15 protein-coding genes and 1 pseudogene are annotated in these 14,807 nt (G+C 62.2%); 4 read left to right on the top strand and 12 right to left on the bottom strand.

All coding sequences use genetic code 11. The annotated features are described in order from the left end of the window. Positions 1-186: 186 nt before the first annotated feature. Positions 187-594 (top strand): MerR family transcriptional regulator, encoded by a 408-nt coding sequence (locus tag AC50YL_RS21780; RefSeq protein WP_494834702.1) that lies wholly within the window; start codon positions 187-189, stop codon positions 592-594. Position 595: 1 nt separating this feature from the next. Continuing rightward, positions 596-1,525, top strand: coding sequence for an NADP-dependent oxidoreductase (locus AC50YL_RS21775; protein ID WP_494834700.1), 930 nt, complete (start codon positions 596-598; stop codon positions 1,523-1,525). A 200-nt stretch (positions 1,526-1,725) separates the two neighbouring features. Here AC50YL_RS21775 and blaOXA read toward each other — a convergent pair whose 3' ends face one another. After that, on the bottom strand, positions 1,726-2,577 hold the full coding sequence (blaOXA, locus tag AC50YL_RS21770) for a class D beta-lactamase (protein ID WP_494834699.1): 852 nt from the start codon (positions 2,575-2,577) through the stop codon (positions 1,726-1,728). 193 nt (positions 2,578-2,770) lie between these two features. On the opposite strand from blaOXA, the gene AC50YL_RS21765 reads away from it, so the two are divergent. Next, positions 2,771-4,147, top strand: coding sequence for an aminotransferase-like domain-containing protein (locus tag AC50YL_RS21765; RefSeq protein WP_494834698.1), 1,377 nt, complete (start codon positions 2,771-2,773; stop codon positions 4,145-4,147). A gap of 144 nt (positions 4,148-4,291) precedes the next feature. Here AC50YL_RS21765 and AC50YL_RS21760 read toward each other — a convergent pair whose 3' ends face one another. From AC50YL_RS21760 to AC50YL_RS21715, 10 genes and pseudogenes are all read right to left on the bottom strand, one after another. Beyond that, positions 4,292-4,987 carry a metal-dependent hydrolase gene (locus AC50YL_RS21760; protein WP_494834697.1) on the bottom strand — a complete coding sequence of 232 codons (696 nt, stop codon included), beginning with the start codon at positions 4,985-4,987 and terminating at the stop codon, positions 4,292-4,294. Positions 4,988-5,061: 74 nt separating this feature from the next. Further along, on the bottom strand, positions 5,062-6,048 hold the full coding sequence (locus AC50YL_RS21755; protein WP_494834696.1) for a FecCD family ABC transporter permease: 987 nt from the start codon (positions 6,046-6,048) through the stop codon (positions 5,062-5,064). Continuing rightward, positions 6,045-7,067: a FecCD family ABC transporter permease gene (locus AC50YL_RS21750; RefSeq protein ID WP_494834695.1), complete on the bottom strand. Its 1,023-nt coding sequence runs from the start codon at positions 7,065-7,067 to the stop codon at positions 6,045-6,047. The genes AC50YL_RS21755 and AC50YL_RS21750 overlap by 4 nt, the downstream gene beginning before the upstream one ends. Before the next feature lie 4 nt (positions 7,068-7,071). Then, positions 7,072-8,109: an ABC transporter substrate-binding protein gene (locus AC50YL_RS21745; protein ID WP_494834694.1), complete on the bottom strand. Its 1,038-nt coding sequence runs from the start codon at positions 8,107-8,109 to the stop codon at positions 7,072-7,074. Between the two features lie 102 nt (positions 8,110-8,211). Then, complete coding sequence (locus AC50YL_RS21740) at positions 8,212-9,135, bottom strand: helix-turn-helix domain-containing protein (RefSeq protein ID WP_494834693.1); 924 nt, start codon at positions 9,133-9,135, stop codon at positions 8,212-8,214. A gap of 161 nt (positions 9,136-9,296) precedes the next feature. Further along, on the bottom strand, positions 9,297-9,920 hold the full coding sequence (locus tag AC50YL_RS21735) for an anti-sigma factor (protein ID WP_494835265.1): 624 nt from the start codon (positions 9,918-9,920) through the stop codon (positions 9,297-9,299). Positions 9,921-9,977: 57 nt separating this feature from the next. Then, positions 9,978-10,088, bottom strand: a pseudogene (locus AC50YL_RS21730) (hypothetical protein); the annotation flags it as partial. Continuing rightward, positions 10,085-10,660 carry an RNA polymerase sigma factor gene (locus tag AC50YL_RS21725; protein WP_494834691.1) on the bottom strand — a complete coding sequence of 192 codons (576 nt, stop codon included), beginning with the start codon at positions 10,658-10,660 and terminating at the stop codon, positions 10,085-10,087. The pseudogene AC50YL_RS21730 and the gene AC50YL_RS21725, both read right to left, overlap by 4 nt. Before the next feature lie 78 nt (positions 10,661-10,738). Beyond that, the gene (locus AC50YL_RS21720) at positions 10,739-11,686 is read right to left on the bottom strand and encodes a plastocyanin/azurin family copper-binding protein (RefSeq protein ID WP_494834689.1); all 948 of its coding nucleotides are present in this window, start codon (positions 11,684-11,686) and stop codon (positions 10,739-10,741) included. A 24-nt stretch (positions 11,687-11,710) separates the two neighbouring features. Next, positions 11,711-13,306 carry a plastocyanin/azurin family copper-binding protein gene (locus AC50YL_RS21715; protein ID WP_494834688.1) on the bottom strand — a complete coding sequence of 532 codons (1,596 nt, stop codon included), beginning with the start codon at positions 13,304-13,306 and terminating at the stop codon, positions 11,711-11,713. Positions 13,307-13,467: 161 nt separating this feature from the next. Here AC50YL_RS21715 and AC50YL_RS21710 point away from each other — a divergent pair, with 161 nt between their 5' ends. After that, on the top strand, positions 13,468-14,196 hold the full coding sequence (locus AC50YL_RS21710; RefSeq protein ID WP_494834686.1) for a TioE family transcriptional regulator: 729 nt from the start codon (positions 13,468-13,470) through the stop codon (positions 14,194-14,196). A gap of 38 nt (positions 14,197-14,234) precedes the next feature. Here AC50YL_RS21710 and AC50YL_RS21705 read toward each other — a convergent pair whose 3' ends face one another. Then, a complete protein-coding gene (locus tag AC50YL_RS21705) occupies positions 14,235-14,663 on the bottom strand; it encodes a hypothetical protein (protein ID WP_494834685.1) in 429 nt (142 codons plus the stop codon). Positions 14,664-14,807: the final 144 nt, after the last annotated feature.

Genomic DNA, 14,807 nt, shown 5'->3' with positions numbered 1-14,807 from the left:
TTCCAGCGTCTCCGATCGAAAAGCTTTCCGGCCAGCCATCCCGCGTGCAGGGCTTCGCGCCTGCGGGACGGCTTTTTTCGTTTGGACGGATCCGGTATGCGGGGGCTCGGCCTTCTCCCACTTGCGAACGCGATTCGTTTGCGCTATAACTTGGAGAATAGCTTGTCCAATGCCGGAGGTGATAAAATGCCATTTTCCATCAAAGAAGCTTCGCAACGGCTGGGATGCCCCGCGCATACGATCCGTTATTACGAGAAGGAAGGCCTGCTGCCCTTCATCGAGCGGGACGAGCAGGGCAATCGCGTCTTCGAGGAGCGGGACCTGGATTGGATGCGGCTGATGACCTGCTTCCGCGCGACGGGCATGAAGGTGGCGGACTTGAAGCAGATCGTCGATTTGGCGCTGCTTGGCGAATCCACCATTCCGCAGCGTCAGGCGATCCTGGAGGCGCACAAGGAGGAGCTCCAGCGCAGGCAGGCGGATCTGGACGTGGCTTTCGAAGCCGTCAACCGCAAGCTGACGGTCTATGACGAGATCGCCAGCGGAAAGATCAAGCCTGGCCGCGAAATGCGAATGGACGGAGAGGAAGGATAAGATGACGCGACCGATGATGCAAGCGATGCGTTACCATCAATTCGGCGATGCCGATGTCATGCGGCTGGAAGAGGTTCCCCGGCCCGAACCGCAAGCAGGCGAGGCACTCGTTCGCATCGTCGCGGCAGGCGTGCTGCCGGCGGATTGGAAGCTTCGCAAAGGGCTGTTCCCGATGCCGGTGCAGTTCCCGGTTATACCCGGTACCGCTTTCGCGGGAATCGTGGAGGAGACGGCGCCTGGCGTGACGGATTTCCGCCCGGGGCAGGCGGTCTTCGGACGGAGCCCGAACGGAACGTATGCGGAGTTTGCGGCGGTCCCCGCGGAAGCGATCGCCGCCAAACCGCCCGGGCTCGGCTTCGAAGAAGCGGCGGCCGTGTCCGGCGGCGCGACGACCGCCTGGCGGGCCATCATGGACGGGGAAGTCAACCAGGGCGACCGGGTGCTGATCCACGGAGCGGCGGGCGGCGTCGGCCTATTCGCCGTGCAGTTCGCCAAGTGGAAGGGCGCGCATGTCATCGGCACGGCCGGTCCGGCCAATATCGACTTCATCCGGTCGCTCGGCGCGGACGCGGCCGTCGACTATACGGCCGAGCCGTTCGAGAACGCGGCGCGGGACGTTGATTTCGTGCTGGATACGATCGGCGGGAAGACGCTGGAGCGGTCCTGGACCGTCGTGAAGCGAGGCGGCGCCTTGATCACGATTACCGGACGGCCGCCGATCGAGAAAGGGCTGGAGACCGGCGTCCGCATCGTCAAGCCGTCGCTCGCCTCAAGCGAGGACTTGGCGGCGATTGCCGGCCTGCTCGAGCAAGGCATCGTGAAGGCGATCGTGCAAAGAACCTATCCGCTCGGCGAGGCGCGCCTGGCGCAGCAGCAGAGCGAAAGCGGCCACGGCCGCGGACGGATCGTGCTGCGGATAAGCGAAGCCTGAGGCGGCGGTTGGTTAAAATCCTGCAAAAGCTGTCCCCCCGCCGATCGCGGAGGGGACAGCTTTTTTTGCATGCCGCGCGTCGGCTTCGGCCGCGCCGTCGTTGCCGGCGAAGGGAGTGCAAGGACGAAGCGTGCCCACGTTCGAGGCGACACTTCAATCGAGGCGGCGGTTCAATCGGACGCGGGGCAAGCGGGTCGGGGCTACAGCGCGGGCGCGTCGTCCGGCCGGTCGACGATATGCAAGCTTTCCAGGCAGTTCATCGTGATCCGCCGCGCATTGGCGCCGCTGCTGTCCACGTTGGTCGCGAATACCCACGTTGCTCCTCGCGTCTCCACGAAACCTGCATACCAGCCGAGGCCCATGTCCGACAGCCGCGTTCCCGTCTTGCCGTGGACCGTATAGTCGTCCATGTCCTCGTCGATCATGATCCGTTTGACGGTCTTCATGTTCTGCTCCCCGAACGGGAGCGTTTCTTCGACCAGCCGTTCCATGAAGTCGGCTTGCTCCGCCGCGGAGATCCGAAGACTGCTGTTCAGCCAGAACTGGTCGATGCCGCCGGAGATGTCGCGATTGCCGTAGCCGAGCTTGTCCAAATCCCGCTGCATCCGTTCGCTGCCGATGTCCCGGGCCATGTCCTGGTAGTACCAGATCGCGGAATTGCGCATCGCGGAGGCGAGGGAATGATCCCGGTTCCAGACGTCGAACGGGCGGACGATGCCGTCCCAGCGCTTCACCTCGTATTCGTCGGCGACCGCTTTCTCTTCCAGTCCGATCAGGGCGTTCGGGACTTTGAACGACGATTCGGGGGTGAAGCGTTCCGTGCTTCGGGCGCGATCGTAAATATAAGTGGCCTCGGTCTTCAAGTTCCGTATGACTATGGTCCCTTCGATGCCGCCAAACTGCGCGCTCGCTTCGAGCGCATGCGTCTTGTCGCGCGCCGCCTGCGCCGACAACGGATGCAGCGCGGCCGCCGACAAGGCGAGGACAAGGACTGTCAACAGCAAGGCGAGCAGACTTTTACTCCATCGCCATTCGTTCGGGAATCGTTTCATCGGTTATTCAACCATCCTTTCAAGCCTCCGAAAGTCGGACTTTCGAAAGCGCGTCGATTGTGCCGGCGGCCATGCGGACGATCCTCCCTTCTCTTGGCTCGACCCCCGGGCAACCTCATTATAAACAGGCCGAGCCGCAACCTGCAGACGCTTTTTCGCGTCTTGTACCCATACAGAGGAGGCGAATCGCAGCATGCGCAAGTACGAAGAGGTCGTCGGCCGGATCAAGAAGGCTATGGCAAGCGGACGGCTGCGAAGGGGAGCGCGGCTTCCTTCCATCCGCGCGTTGACGCTCGAACTGGCGTGCAGTCCGAACACGGTCATCAAGGCATACCAGCAGCTGGAACAGGAGCATCTGATCTATTCGGTGCCGCGAAACGGGCATTTCGTCGTCGATGGCTCGGCCGCAACCGGGCCCGGGGAGAACGAAGCCGGAGGCGCGATCGATTTCCTCGAGGCGGGACCGGACAAGGAGACGATGCCGTACCGGGATTTTCAGCACAGCCTGAACAAGGCGATCGAGCAGTATCGCGAGGAGTTGTTCGTCTACTCCGACCATCAGGGCTTGCTTTCGCTGAGAATCCAATTGGCCCGGCAGCTCAGGGATGTGCAGGTGTTCACCGTACCGGAACGGATCTACGTGACGACCGGGTCGCAGCAGGCGATCCATTTGCTCGCCGGACTTCCGTTTCCGAACGGCAAAAGAAAGCTGGTCGTGGAACAGCCGACCCATGCCGGCATGCTGGAGTCCATCCGGCAGCTTGGCTTGGAGGCCGAAGGCATCGCGGTCGGGAAGGAAGGCATCGACCTGGAGGCGCTCGAGCGTTTGTTCGCGGCAGGGGACGTGAAACTGTTCTACGCGGTCTCCCGATTCCATAACCCGACCGGGTACAGCCATACCAACGAGCAGCGCAGAAGGATCGTGGAGCTTGCGCGCCGGTATGACGTCTACGTCCTTGAAGACGACTATTTGGGCGACCTCGACGACGACAAGAAACAGGATCCGATGTTTGCTTACGATCCCTCGGGCCGGGTGATTTACGTCAAGAGCTTCTCGAAGATCATGTTGCCGGGGCTGAGGCTGGGGCTGGCCGTGCTGCCGGACGAGCTCCGGGAGCCGTTCCTGCGGGCGAAATCCGCGGCGGACGTGCATACGCCGGTGCTCATGCAGGGCGCGCTCGAAATCTACTTGGCGAGCGGGATGTTCGACGCTCATGCGGCTCGCTTGCAGGCGATTTATCGGCGGAAAGCCGAGCTGCTCGTCCAGGCGTGCCGGCGCCTGCTTCCGGACGGCGTCCTGCAGCATGAGCCGCGTTCGGGATTTTATGCGCTGCTCGTACTGCCGGACCGGCTGCAAGCGGAGCGGTTCAAACGGCATATGGAAGGAAAGGGCGTCCTCGTCGGCGATGCGTCGGGGATGTTCCTGCCCGCGTTCGCGCGAAACGATGCGGTGCGGCTGAGTCTCTCCCGGACGAGAGGGGAAGCGATCGAAGAAGGGATTCGCCTGATCGGCGAAGGACTAAGCGAGCTGCGGTTCGCGGATCGGAGAAGCGTGGCGTTCAGAGCGTGAAGGTCGACCGGACGGAAGCGGACGATTAAACCTACGCAAACAAGCCGGAATCCCGCATGGCGGGGATTCCGGCTTGTTCGTGATTCGGCAGCGACAATGTCGCCGGCGCGCGCCGCGGCGCAATGAACCGCGCGTGATGGAGTATTAAACCTCGAACTCGTCGCCCGGCGCCACGGCTTTGCCTCTCAGACCGCGTTCTTCCAGCTGCCGCACGAAAGCTTCCGCGTCCTGCACGATGCCGGGGAACGTGCTGTGGTGAATCGGCACCGTCAGCTTGGCGTTGTACCATTCCGCCGCTTGAAGCGCATCCTCGGGTCCCATCGTGTAGTGGTCGCCGATCGGGAGGAAGGCGACGTCGATCGGATAACGTTCGCCGATCATTTTCATGTCGCCGTACAACGACGTGTCGCCCGCATGCAGAATCGTCAAGCCTTCGGCAAACACGAGGAAGCCGGCAGGCATGCCCGCATACAGGATTTGCTTCGTTTCTTCGACGACGATGCCCGAGCTGTGGAAGGCTTGGACCATTTTGGCTTTCGCGAATCCGAGATCGAACGTGCCGCCCATGTTCATGCCGACCGCATTTTTCACTCCCTGCCAGGACATGTAAGCGGCGAGCTCGACGATGGCTACGACAGGCGCATCGTTGTTCGCTTGCGCGATCGGCGCCGCGTCGAGGATATGGTCCATGTGGGCGTGCGTCAGCAGCACGGCGTCGGCCTTCACGTCCTCCGGCTTGATTTTGGCTGCGGGGTTGCCGCTAAGAAAAGGATCGATGATTAGCGATTTGCCGCCCGTGTGGATTTGAATGCAGGCATGACCATGATAATTGATTTTCACTAGATCGCGCTCCTTTGTTTCGTTACTCACTATTTGTCCTACACTGCTAATAGTGACATAACCAGGAGGCGATTTCAACGTCCCTGCCGCTGCAGGCGCTCGCGGCGGAGCAGATAGACGAAGTACGGCGCCCCGATGACGGCGGTCATGATGCCGACGGGCACCTCGCGCGGCACGATAAGCACGCGTCCGAGGCAGTCGCCGAGCAGCATCAGGTCGGCTCCGATGAGCGCCGCGAGCGGGATCAGCCGCTGATGCTTGGAGCCGACGAGGCTCCGGGCGATATGCGGCGCGATCAGGCCGACGAAGCCGACCGAGCCGGCCGCGGCTACCGAGACGCCGGCGAGCGCCACGGCCAGGAGCAGCAGCCAGAACCGTTCCCGCACGATGCGCAGGCCGAGCGATGCGCCCGTCTCGTCCCCGAGCTGGAAGATGTTCAGCTTCGCGTAGCCGAGCCACGCGGCCGGCAGGAGGAAGGCGATCCACGGCAGCATCGCGCGCGCATCGTCCCAGCCTTTGCTCCAGAGGCTGCCGGCCAGCCAGGTCAGCGCCAGGTTGATGTCGCTGGGATGCCGCACGATGAGGTATTGGATGCCGGACTGGAATATCGCGCCGATGGCGACGCCGACGAGGGCAAGCGCGGCCGGGGACAGCGATAAGCGGCGGCTCAAGGCAAGCAGCAGCAGGAAGGCGGCGAACGCGCCCGCGAACGCAGCGACGGGCAGCGCGTATACGGGCGATTTCGGGAAGAGGAACAGGACGGCCGCGGCCGTAAAGTCGGCTCCTTTGGTCAAGCCGATCACGTCCGGGCTGGCCAGCGGATTCCGCAGCACCCCTTGCAGGATGACCCCGGATACGGCTAGCCCGAAGCCGGCCAATATGCCTACCGCGACCCGCGGAAGACGGATCCGCTCGATGATAAAGGCGGACGGGTTGGCTTGGTGCAGCATCGTCGACCACATGTCCCCGAACGACACGGACACGGCGCCGACGCGCACGGACAGGACGGCGAGCAGCAGCATCGCGAGGAATGCCGCGACGATGGCCGAACGATGTCTCATGCGGCCGCACCGCCTTTCCTGCGGGCCAGATAAATAAAGAACGGCGCGCCGATCGCGGACGTGACGATGCCGACGGGCGACTCGAACGGGAACGCGATGAACCGGCTGGCGAAATCGGCGTAGACGAGCAGCGTGCCGCCGAGCAGGCCCGTCAGCGGCACGAGCACGCCCAGCTTGCCGCCGCCGAGCATGCGCGCGATATGCGGCACGATCAGGCAGACGAAGCCGATCGGTCCGCACAGCGCGACCGCCGACCCGGCCAGCAGGATGACGAGCGCCATGCCGACCGCGCGAATGACCGCGATTCTCCCGCCGATGCCGACGGCGATATCGTCTCCGAGCAGCAGCAGGCGGAAGGAAGGGAGCATGAGCGCGAGCAGGAGCAGTCCGCCGCCGAGGAAGGGCAGCAGCATGCGCACGTCCAGCCAGGAGGCTTGGCTGAGCGAGCCGACGAGCCAGAAGATCATGCTGTCCGTGGAATGCTGGTTCATGATGATGAAGCCTTCCGTCAAGGACGCGAGCAGAAAGTGGATCGCGATGCCAGCGAGCGCGATCCGGACATGGCTTTCCCTGCCGCTCCCCGCCAGCGCCCAGACGAGCAGCGCGCCGCCCGCCGCGCCGAGGAAGGCGAACCAGATCGAATCCATCATCGAGAAATCGGCAACGAAGACGAGTCCTGCCACGACCGCGAGCGACGCGCCCGCATTGATGCCGAGAATATGGGGCGAGGCGAGCGGGTTCTTGACCGTCAGCTGCGTAAGCAGCCCTGCCAGGGCGAGTTGAACGCCCACGATGCAGGCGGTCAAGGCGCGCGGGAGGCGCAGCGTCTGGATATAGAGCTCGGCTTTGCCGTGGCCCCGGTAAGTAACGGCCTGCCACAAGGTCGACCAGGATACCGGCGCTTGACCCCATTTCAAGCTGCAGATCAAGCCGGAGACGAGCAGCGCGCAAACAACGGGAAAAAGGAAGAGCAAGGGCCGGGAACGGCCCTGCTTTTCCTTTGTAATCGGCGTACGCATGCGGTTACTTGCCGAGGTCCGTCAGGATATCCTGGACCATCTTCTCCGAACCGATCAATCCGCGGGCAAGCGACCAGTCGCGGCGCTCGACGGTGAATACCTTGCCGTTCTTCACGGCGTCGATTTGATTCCAGAGCGGGTTGGATTTCCATTGGTCGACGATCGTGACCTTCTCGGTCGGCATCAGGAACATCGTCTGCGGATTCGTCTCGACCAGCTGCTCGAGCGTCAGCTGCGGATACGAATTCTCGTCCTTCACGGGATCGGTGAAGCCAAGCATCGCGAGGAAGGAGCCCGTGTACGCATGATCCGAGTGGGCGAAGAAGCCCTTCGGGTTGACGACCGCGGGCAAGGCGTTCAGGTTCACGCCCTGCAGCTTCGCCTTGGCGTCCGCGATGAGCGCCTGATGCTGCTCCAACCGCTGCTGGCCTTCCGTTTCCTTGCCGACCGCTTTGGCGACGGTCATGTAATTTTTCAGCATTTGGTCGTAATCCGCTTGATAGTCGTCCAACACGAGGAGCGGGGCGATGCCTTTCAGCTGATCGAACGCTTCCTTGTGCTTGTTCAGATCCACGATGATGAGATCGGGCTGCAGCGAGCTGATCAGCTCGATATTGGGCTCGTAGCGCGAACCGACCGAGGTGTAATCTTTCAGCTGGCTCTTGACCGCGTCCATGAACAGCGTCGCATCGTCGTCGTCGGCCACGCCGACCGGCTGAACGCCGAGCGTCGCGAGCGCGTCGGTAAAGCTGAATTCCATCGTGACGATGCGTTCGGGCGCCGCCGGCAGCGTAACGGTGCCGAGCGCGTCTTGGACGGTGATCGCGCCGCCGGCCGTCGCCTCGGAACCGGCAGTGGCGTTCTCTCCGTTCTGCTCCGCGTTAGCGGCATTCGCGCCGTTAGCGGCGTCTGTGGCATTCGCGGCATTTGCCGCCGGAGCAGGATCGTTTTGCTTATCGGCGGATTGTCCGCAAGCCGCCAGACCGACGGCAAATAAGCTGATAAGGGCAAGAAAGAGCGTGCGTTTGAACCAGTGAGCCATGATTTCGTTCCCCCTGCAAATGATTATTATTATCAATTAGAATTGTAGCCGAGGGCCCGGAATTAGGCCATGTCCAAATGCTAGATTGGGGATGTCGTATGATTAGATTTTGGATAAGCCCTGCTGATAGGCGGCCGGCGAGCAGCCGACTTCCTTCTTGAATACCCGGCTGAAATGGAAGTAATCGGGGAATCCGGCCTTCTGGGCGATCTCTTTGGCGGTGAGCCGCGTCTGCTCGAACATCTGCTTCGCTTTGTCGATGCGGAGGCCGCGCAGGTAGCCCGTCATCGTCGTCCCGGTATGACGCTTGAACAATACGGTAAAATGCCCTTCGCTCATCTCGGCGCGGCGCGCGAGCATGGGCAGGGTGAGTTTCAGCATATAATGCTCGTTCATGTAGGCCAGCGTTTCTTCGATCGTGCGGGCCGTGGATTTGTCCTTTAACCGCGCTTGCGTCTCGAACAGGAAGATGAACAGGATGCGCTCCAGCATCAACCGGGTCCTGCTCTGCACGATCCACTCCTCTTCCTTCGCAAACGAATCGCGGCCCTCGGTCTTCAAGTACATATCGTCGAGCATGTAATGGATTTTGACCTCGCTGATCGTGCCGAGCGGTCCGTGCAGGTCCCATTCGGCGTTGTCCGGCAGCACGCGGTAACGCAGGAGGTCGTATTCGGCTTCTTTCGTTCGCGGGGTTTCGATCTCATGGGAGCCCTGCGCGGGATGAATGGCGAAGCCCTGCGTGCAGACGACGGCCTCCTGCCCGGAGCCGGCTCCCCGGATCGTCACGTGCCCGCGGCGCACGACGATGAGGACATGCTGTCCGTCGGAAGGATGGATCACCTGCGGGGCATTGTGGGCGGAGATCCGTTCGAGCATGGGAATCATGGCATTGAATTGGCGGAAATGCATGGGCATAAGTCCTTTCGGCGACAGGCGGGCAGCGGATCGGCAACGCGGCATTCGCTTGCGGACACGCTTGCGCCGCAGTTCGGGCAGGCGCATGCCGCGCTGCTGCAATCGCATAATAAAATGCCCCCCGCGCGGCCGGTCGGCCATGCGGAGGGCGTCAGTGATATCGCAATCGATGAAGATCGATAGAGACGATAGGCCATGCTTTCATTATTACCGCTAACGCTTGCAGCGTCCAGTCGTTTTCCGGCGCAGCCAAAAGTTACCGCGTCCCGTTACACCGAGCCGTACATTTTCGCGCCGCGCGGCTGGCTGCCGTGCTCATCCGGCTCGAGCGTGATGCCGATCGCGTCGAAGTCGAGCTTGCCGCCTTGGATCGGCATGGCCAGCAGGCCGATGCCGCGGCTGTCCCTCCCGACCTGGAACGTACCGGCACTGGTGCGCTTGCCGTCCTTGACGAGCCATACCTGGTAGGCTTCTTCGCCCTGCGTCGCGGCGGCGCCGAACAGATAGACGACGAATTGCCTGCTTCGCCCGTTGTCGATAATGCACGCGACGCCGGAGGAACCGGCCGATTCGGGCGCCTGCGACTTTAGCGAGACCACCTGATCGATGTTGGAAGCGGAGACGGACAAGGCTTTTTCTATGGGCAGCGGAGCGGCGCCCTGTTCGCGGCGCAGCTGGATATTCCAAAGCGATAACAGCAGGATGACGGACGCCGCGGCCGAGAGAATCGCGATCATCGGCTTTCTTCCCCACGGGAGCCGGCTTGCCCGGCGTTCGACCGGCAGGACGAGTTCGCCTCTGCTCATGCCGCCGTCCGCGGTGTCCATATCCGCCGCGCGAACGGCATCCATCACTTGCTGCTTCAAATCTGCAGGCGGTTCCATCATATCCATAGCGGCCGGCAGTGCCTCCCAAACGATTTGCAAATCTTCAAGCTCTTGCCGGCAGCTCTCGCAGGAAGGGAGATGACGTTCGAAAACGCGCTTTTCTTCATCGCTGCATAAACCGGCCGCATAGCTTAGGCAATCCTCGCAAACCGGCGTTCGTCCCCGTTCCGTCATCCCGTTCCTACTCCTTCCGCAGACAGATGTCTTCGCAATATTTTCAGCGTTTGATGCAATCGGTTCTTGACCGTGCCGAGCGGCTGGCCGTACAGCGCCGCCAGCTCGCTCAGCGTGTAGCCCTGCCAGTAGAAATGCTCCAGCAGCGCGATCTGCTGCTTGCTCAGGTGGCGGTACGCGCTTCGGATCTGCTCTCTCACGAATTGATGCTCCGCCCGTTCTTCCGGCGATAGGGTACGCTTGTCGGGAATGCGCTCGAGGTCTTCCCGCAAATAATGCACGATGCCCGTGTTTTCCCTTCGCCGTTTGCGCAGCATATCGGCCGCGATGTTGCGCACGATCGTGAGCAGCCAGTTCGTAAACTTGCCCTTGTCGGGGTCGTACTCCGATTCGGTCGTCCACAGCCGGAGGAAGACGGCTTGCACGGCATCCTTCGCGGCCGCTTCCTCCTTCAGCGCTTTCCAGGCAAAGGAATAGACAAGCCCCGCATACCGGTCGTACAGCGCGGAGAGCGCGGCGTGCTGTTTTCCTTTTATAAGTAGCATCAATTCGTAATCGGACAGGTTCTGCATGGCAGCCTCCAGGACAGGCAGGTTATGGTCTTCATTGTAACGGCAATCCGCGCGGAGCGACAGTCTTGCGGCGCGAATTTATTTGACGGTAATGACGCCCAGCATCCCGGGATGCGGGGTGCAGTTGTAGCTGAACGAGCCCGCGTCCTTGAACGTGACGGTCTTGGACGCATCCTTGGCCAGCAGATCCGTGTCGAAGACGTCGTCGACCGACGTGGCGGTGTGCTTGATTTCGTCGCGGTTGATGAATTTGACGCTGTCCCCGGCTTTGATCTCCAGCTTGTCGGGGGAGAAAGCGAAATCCTTGATCTCCACGGTGTAGGTCTTGGGCTTGGCGGCATCCTCGGTCGTTGCCGGCTTGGCATCGTCCTTGCCCGCGTTCGCTGGAGGCTTCGGCTTATCCTCGGTTGCGCCTTTGGAAGCATCCGTCGCTGCGGGTTTGTCGTCGCCGCCCTTGGAAGACCCGGCAGCCTTGTCGTCGTTTTTGTCCGACGCGGAAGGATGGTCGTCGGTGCCAGCGGGCTTGTCGTCGCCGCCCTTGGAGGACCCGGCGGCTTTGCCGTCGTTTTTGTCCGATGCGGAAGGATGGTCGTCGGTGCCGCTCTTATCCGGCGCGGCCGGCGTCGCCGGCTTGTCGTCCGAGTAGGATGGCGCCGAATCGGCGGGAGCAGCCGGCGTTTGACCGCCGGCGGCATTTCCCGAACCCGTCGACGCGTTCGTGCCGCCGGCTGCGCCGCCGTTGTCCGCGGTTTGGCCGCTGCCGTCGTTCGAGCCGGATTGGACGGCGGTATCGCCTCCGGTATCGCTGCCCTCGGCGGCGGTCGCGTCATTGCCCGCATTGTTCATGCCGCTCATATTGTCCGCATTGTTCATGGTGTCCGCGTTGCCGGTGTTGCTTGTGTTGCTCGTGTTGCCGGAGCTGCCCGAATTGCCGCAGGCGGCGAGCATCAGGCAGCAAATCATAAGCATGAGGCCGATAATGGCTGGCGTCGAACGGCGTTTTCCTGGATGCAGCTGCAATTTCATCGCGTTCGTACCTCCTTGCCCGTGTTATTTGACGATGATTTGACCCGTCATGAACGCCTTATGGGGTTGGCAGTAGTAGTCGTAAGTACCCGGTTTATCCAACGTGATGGTAGAAGATTCGCCTTTCGCGAGCAGCGGCAGCGAGAAGGCGCCGTTAACCGCGACGGCGTTGTGCTTCATGTCGTCGAAATTCGTGAAGACGATGCTGGAGCCGGCTTCCACCGTCAGCGGGCCCGAGCCGAACGAATAATCCTTGATGTCGATGCGGTACGTCTTCGCCGCCGGTACCGCAGGCGCCGTCGTTCCCGTGAACTTGGCGGGGTCGACGACGAACCAGACGCTTCCGACGTTTTGGCCGAGCGTGTCGCCGGGTTTGGCGTCCTTGATAAAGTAATAGAGCGGGTAGCCCTTGAACGTGGATTGCTTGCTGCCGTCCGCGCGCGTAATCGTGCCCCAATCGGCCGCGTTCACGCCGGTCGGAACGCCGGTGCCGCCTGCCGTATAGGCCGGCCAGTTGACGAGGCAGTCGCCCGTGCAGTTGCTCTTGCCGGCCGTATCCTTATCGAAGTAATACAGCGTGCGTCCCGAAGCGTCCGTCAAGTAGTTGCCCAGCGTCGGGGACGTGCCGAGCATCGCGGCATAATCGGCCTTGGCGACGAACCATACGCCTCCGACCGCTTCGCCGAGCGTGTCGCCGGCTTTTTGGTCTTTCGCGAAATAATAGAGCGGCCAGCCTTTGTACGTCGTTTGCTCCGTGCCGTCCGCGCGTTTCAGCACGGCGAAATCGGCGGCGTTCAGCGTCGAAGGAATCTGCAGGCTAGGCGCGTCGTAGATCGGCCACGATTTCAGGCAATCGCCGACGCAGCTGTTGGGATCGGCGGCATCCTTCGAGAAGAAATACAGCGTCCGTCCTTGCTTGTCGGTGAACAGCGTGCCGAGCTTCGCGTCGTGGCGGAGGCGGATCCGTTCGCCGGAAGGCAGCGCTGAGGTTGCGGGCAGGACGCCGCTCGCTTGGAGCATGGTCATGTACGGCATGCCGTCCGACGCGTTCGCGGCCAGCGCTTCGATCAGCGCCGTGGCGATATGGGCGTTCGTGATCGCGGGCGTGCCGGCGATTTCGCCGAGGCCTTTGCCCGCGGCGAACATTTCGGTATCGGCATAGTCAAAATCCGTGCCGGAGCGGTAGCCGAGCGATTCCAGCAGCACTTTGTACAGCTGTTGGGAGCTGATCTTCTCGAGCGGCATGAATTTGCCGCCGCCCGTGCCGTTCCAGCCGAGCTCGGGATGCGCTTTCAGGTAGGCGAGCACGGCTTGGTTGCTCGTGCCGACGGAGGAAGCATCGGCAAAACTGGCTGTCCCTTTAAACGCTTCCGCCTCTGCCAGATGGCCTTGCAGGCGAAGCGAGATAATCGCGGCTTGAATGCGCGTCGCGGATTTATTCAGGTAGTCCGCGGTCACGCCGCTGCCGTCGCCGAGCAGGAGGCCCAGCTTGCCGGCGGTGTCGCCGTCCGTCGTAACCGTTGCCGGAGCCGATTCGGCGGCGGAGACGCCCGCGGGAACCAGCATGGCGAAGCATAACATGAACAGCAGGCTTAACAGCCCATAACGTTGACCTTTCATTTTTCATTCCTCCTTGGCATGGTTACATCAATGAGAGAAACGAACGAAAGGCGGAAGCGGTTTGAGCCCGGCGGAAATTATTTTGCGGGCCGTTGTTCGGAGGGGGCGGCCTTTGCTATAGTGGTGACACGCGAATCGACAGGAACGGGGAGGGACGGCCGGTGAAGACGCAGGCGTATTACAAGCCCGTCGAGATCGCGAGGCAGCTCGGCATCAGCACGAGCGCCTTGCGGCATTACGAAGCCTGGGGCGTCGTGCCGGCACCGGAGCGCGGCGAGAACGGCTACCGGCTCTACACGGACGTGCATGCCGCTTATTTCCGCTGCCTTCGCGCCTTGTTCGCCGGCTTCGGCGTCGGGATCGGCTGCGAGGCGCTCCGCCTCGTGCAAGCCGGCGACATGGACGGCGCGCTCTGGCTGCTCAACCGGGAGCAAGCCATTTTGCAGCAGGACAAGGCCGCCGCGGACCGTACGCTAGAGCTGCTGGACGATCCCGCGCTGCCGATCATGCCGGCCAAGAAGCCGAAAAGCCGCGTTACGATCGGCGAAGCGGCCGAGCTGACAGGCGTGCAGCCGTCCGCGATCCGGCATTGGGAACGGGAGGGATTGCTCGCTCCGGAAAGGGACGCCGAGAGCGGCTACCGCTTGTTCACGACGACGCATATCCGGCAAATCCTGCTCATCCGCACGCTGCGCCGGACGGTGTATTTTCTGGATAAAATGAAGGAGATCGTGCAGGCGGTGGAGCATCAAAGCGTGGAAAAAGCGAAGAGCGTGACCGCGGACGCGCTGCAGACGATACACGAGCGCAACCGCAGGCAATATTACGGGGTCCATCAGCTGGTCGTGCTGTGCCAGGAGGTCGGGCTGATGGCTGCCGACGGGCAATAATCGAAAATGTGCGGCCGCCAGTTCGCGCAGGCGACCGCTCATGCGCGGTCGGGCTCCCGCCATTGCGACAGGCGGATGGCGCGTATCCGATTCTGGGCCAGCTCCAGGCCGCCGCTGCAGTCGACGGAGGTTTGCACGCCGCTGTAGCTCTGTTTCATGAAGCCGCGAACGGCATCCTCGAACGCGGCCGCCCTCGCGCCATGAATGCCGAGGGCGTCTTGCCAGCTTGCGGCGGCATAAGCGTCGTCGAGCCGCCGCAACTCGTCCGCCGCGCCGGGCACATAGCCGGGCATATAGTAGAAATGATGCCTCGCGCCGGCCCGTTCGAACTCCAGCAGGCTGGCGCCGTTCATGCCGGTAATGCCGGTCAGCTTTGCCGTATTCGTCAGCCGGACGGTTGCGGCTTCTTCGAAGCCGGCGGCGAGCATGAACGCGCGCCACTGGCGGTTGAGGGTATTCAAATACATCGCGGGCGCTCCAATCCTTCTTCTTCTCCGGGCGCGCCGGCTTCAAGCGCGCAGCGGGCAAACTTTCTTTTTTAGTATAGCCGTTTCAACGGAAGCGAATCTCTCGAAACCCGCAAATGCTGCTCAAGACGAATCGGTTGATAA

The sequence above is a fragment of the Paenibacillus sp. J22P277 genome, assembly GCF_059383675.1.
This window is presented reverse-complemented; position numbering and strand designations above follow the sequence as displayed.

What these genes read in the sequence shown, in the direction of transcription:
- AC50YL_RS21780 (WP_494834702.1), top strand. Translation starts at nt 187, where the DNA reads ATGCCATTTTCCATCAAAGAAGCTTCGCAACGGCTGGGATGCCCCGCG.
- AC50YL_RS21775 (WP_494834700.1), top strand. Translation starts at nt 596, where the DNA reads ATGACGCGACCGATGATGCAAGCGATGCGTTACCATCAATTCGGCGAT.
- blaOXA (WP_494834699.1), bottom strand. Translation starts at nt 2,577, where the DNA reads ATGAAACGATTCCCGAACGAATGGCGATGGAGTAAAAGTCTGCTCGCC.
- AC50YL_RS21765 (WP_494834698.1), top strand. Translation starts at nt 2,771, where the DNA reads ATGCGCAAGTACGAAGAGGTCGTCGGCCGGATCAAGAAGGCTATGGCA.
- AC50YL_RS21755 (WP_494834696.1), bottom strand. Translation starts at nt 6,048, where the DNA reads ATGAGACATCGTTCGGCCATCGTCGCGGCATTCCTCGCGATGCTGCTG.
- AC50YL_RS21750 (WP_494834695.1), bottom strand. Translation starts at nt 7,067, where the DNA reads ATGCGTACGCCGATTACAAAGGAAAAGCAGGGCCGTTCCCGGCCCTTG.
- AC50YL_RS21745 (WP_494834694.1), bottom strand. Translation starts at nt 8,109, where the DNA reads ATGGCTCACTGGTTCAAACGCACGCTCTTTCTTGCCCTTATCAGCTTA.
- AC50YL_RS21740 (WP_494834693.1), bottom strand. Translation starts at nt 9,135, where the DNA reads ATGCGATTGCAGCAGCGCGGCATGCGCCTGCCCGAACTGCGGCGCAAG.
- AC50YL_RS21735 (WP_494835265.1), bottom strand. Translation starts at nt 9,920, where the DNA reads ATGGATATGATGGAACCGCCTGCAGATTTGAAGCAGCAAGTGATGGAT.
- AC50YL_RS21725 (WP_494834691.1), bottom strand. Translation starts at nt 10,660, where the DNA reads ATGCAGAACCTGTCCGATTACGAATTGATGCTACTTATAAAAGGAAAA.
- AC50YL_RS21720 (WP_494834689.1), bottom strand. Translation starts at nt 11,686, where the DNA reads ATGAAATTGCAGCTGCATCCAGGAAAACGCCGTTCGACGCCAGCCATT.
- AC50YL_RS21715 (WP_494834688.1), bottom strand. Translation starts at nt 13,306, where the DNA reads ATGAAAGGTCAACGTTATGGGCTGTTAAGCCTGCTGTTCATGTTATGC.
- AC50YL_RS21705 (WP_494834685.1), bottom strand. Translation starts at nt 14,663, where the DNA reads ATGTATTTGAATACCCTCAACCGCCAGTGGCGCGCGTTCATGCTCGCC.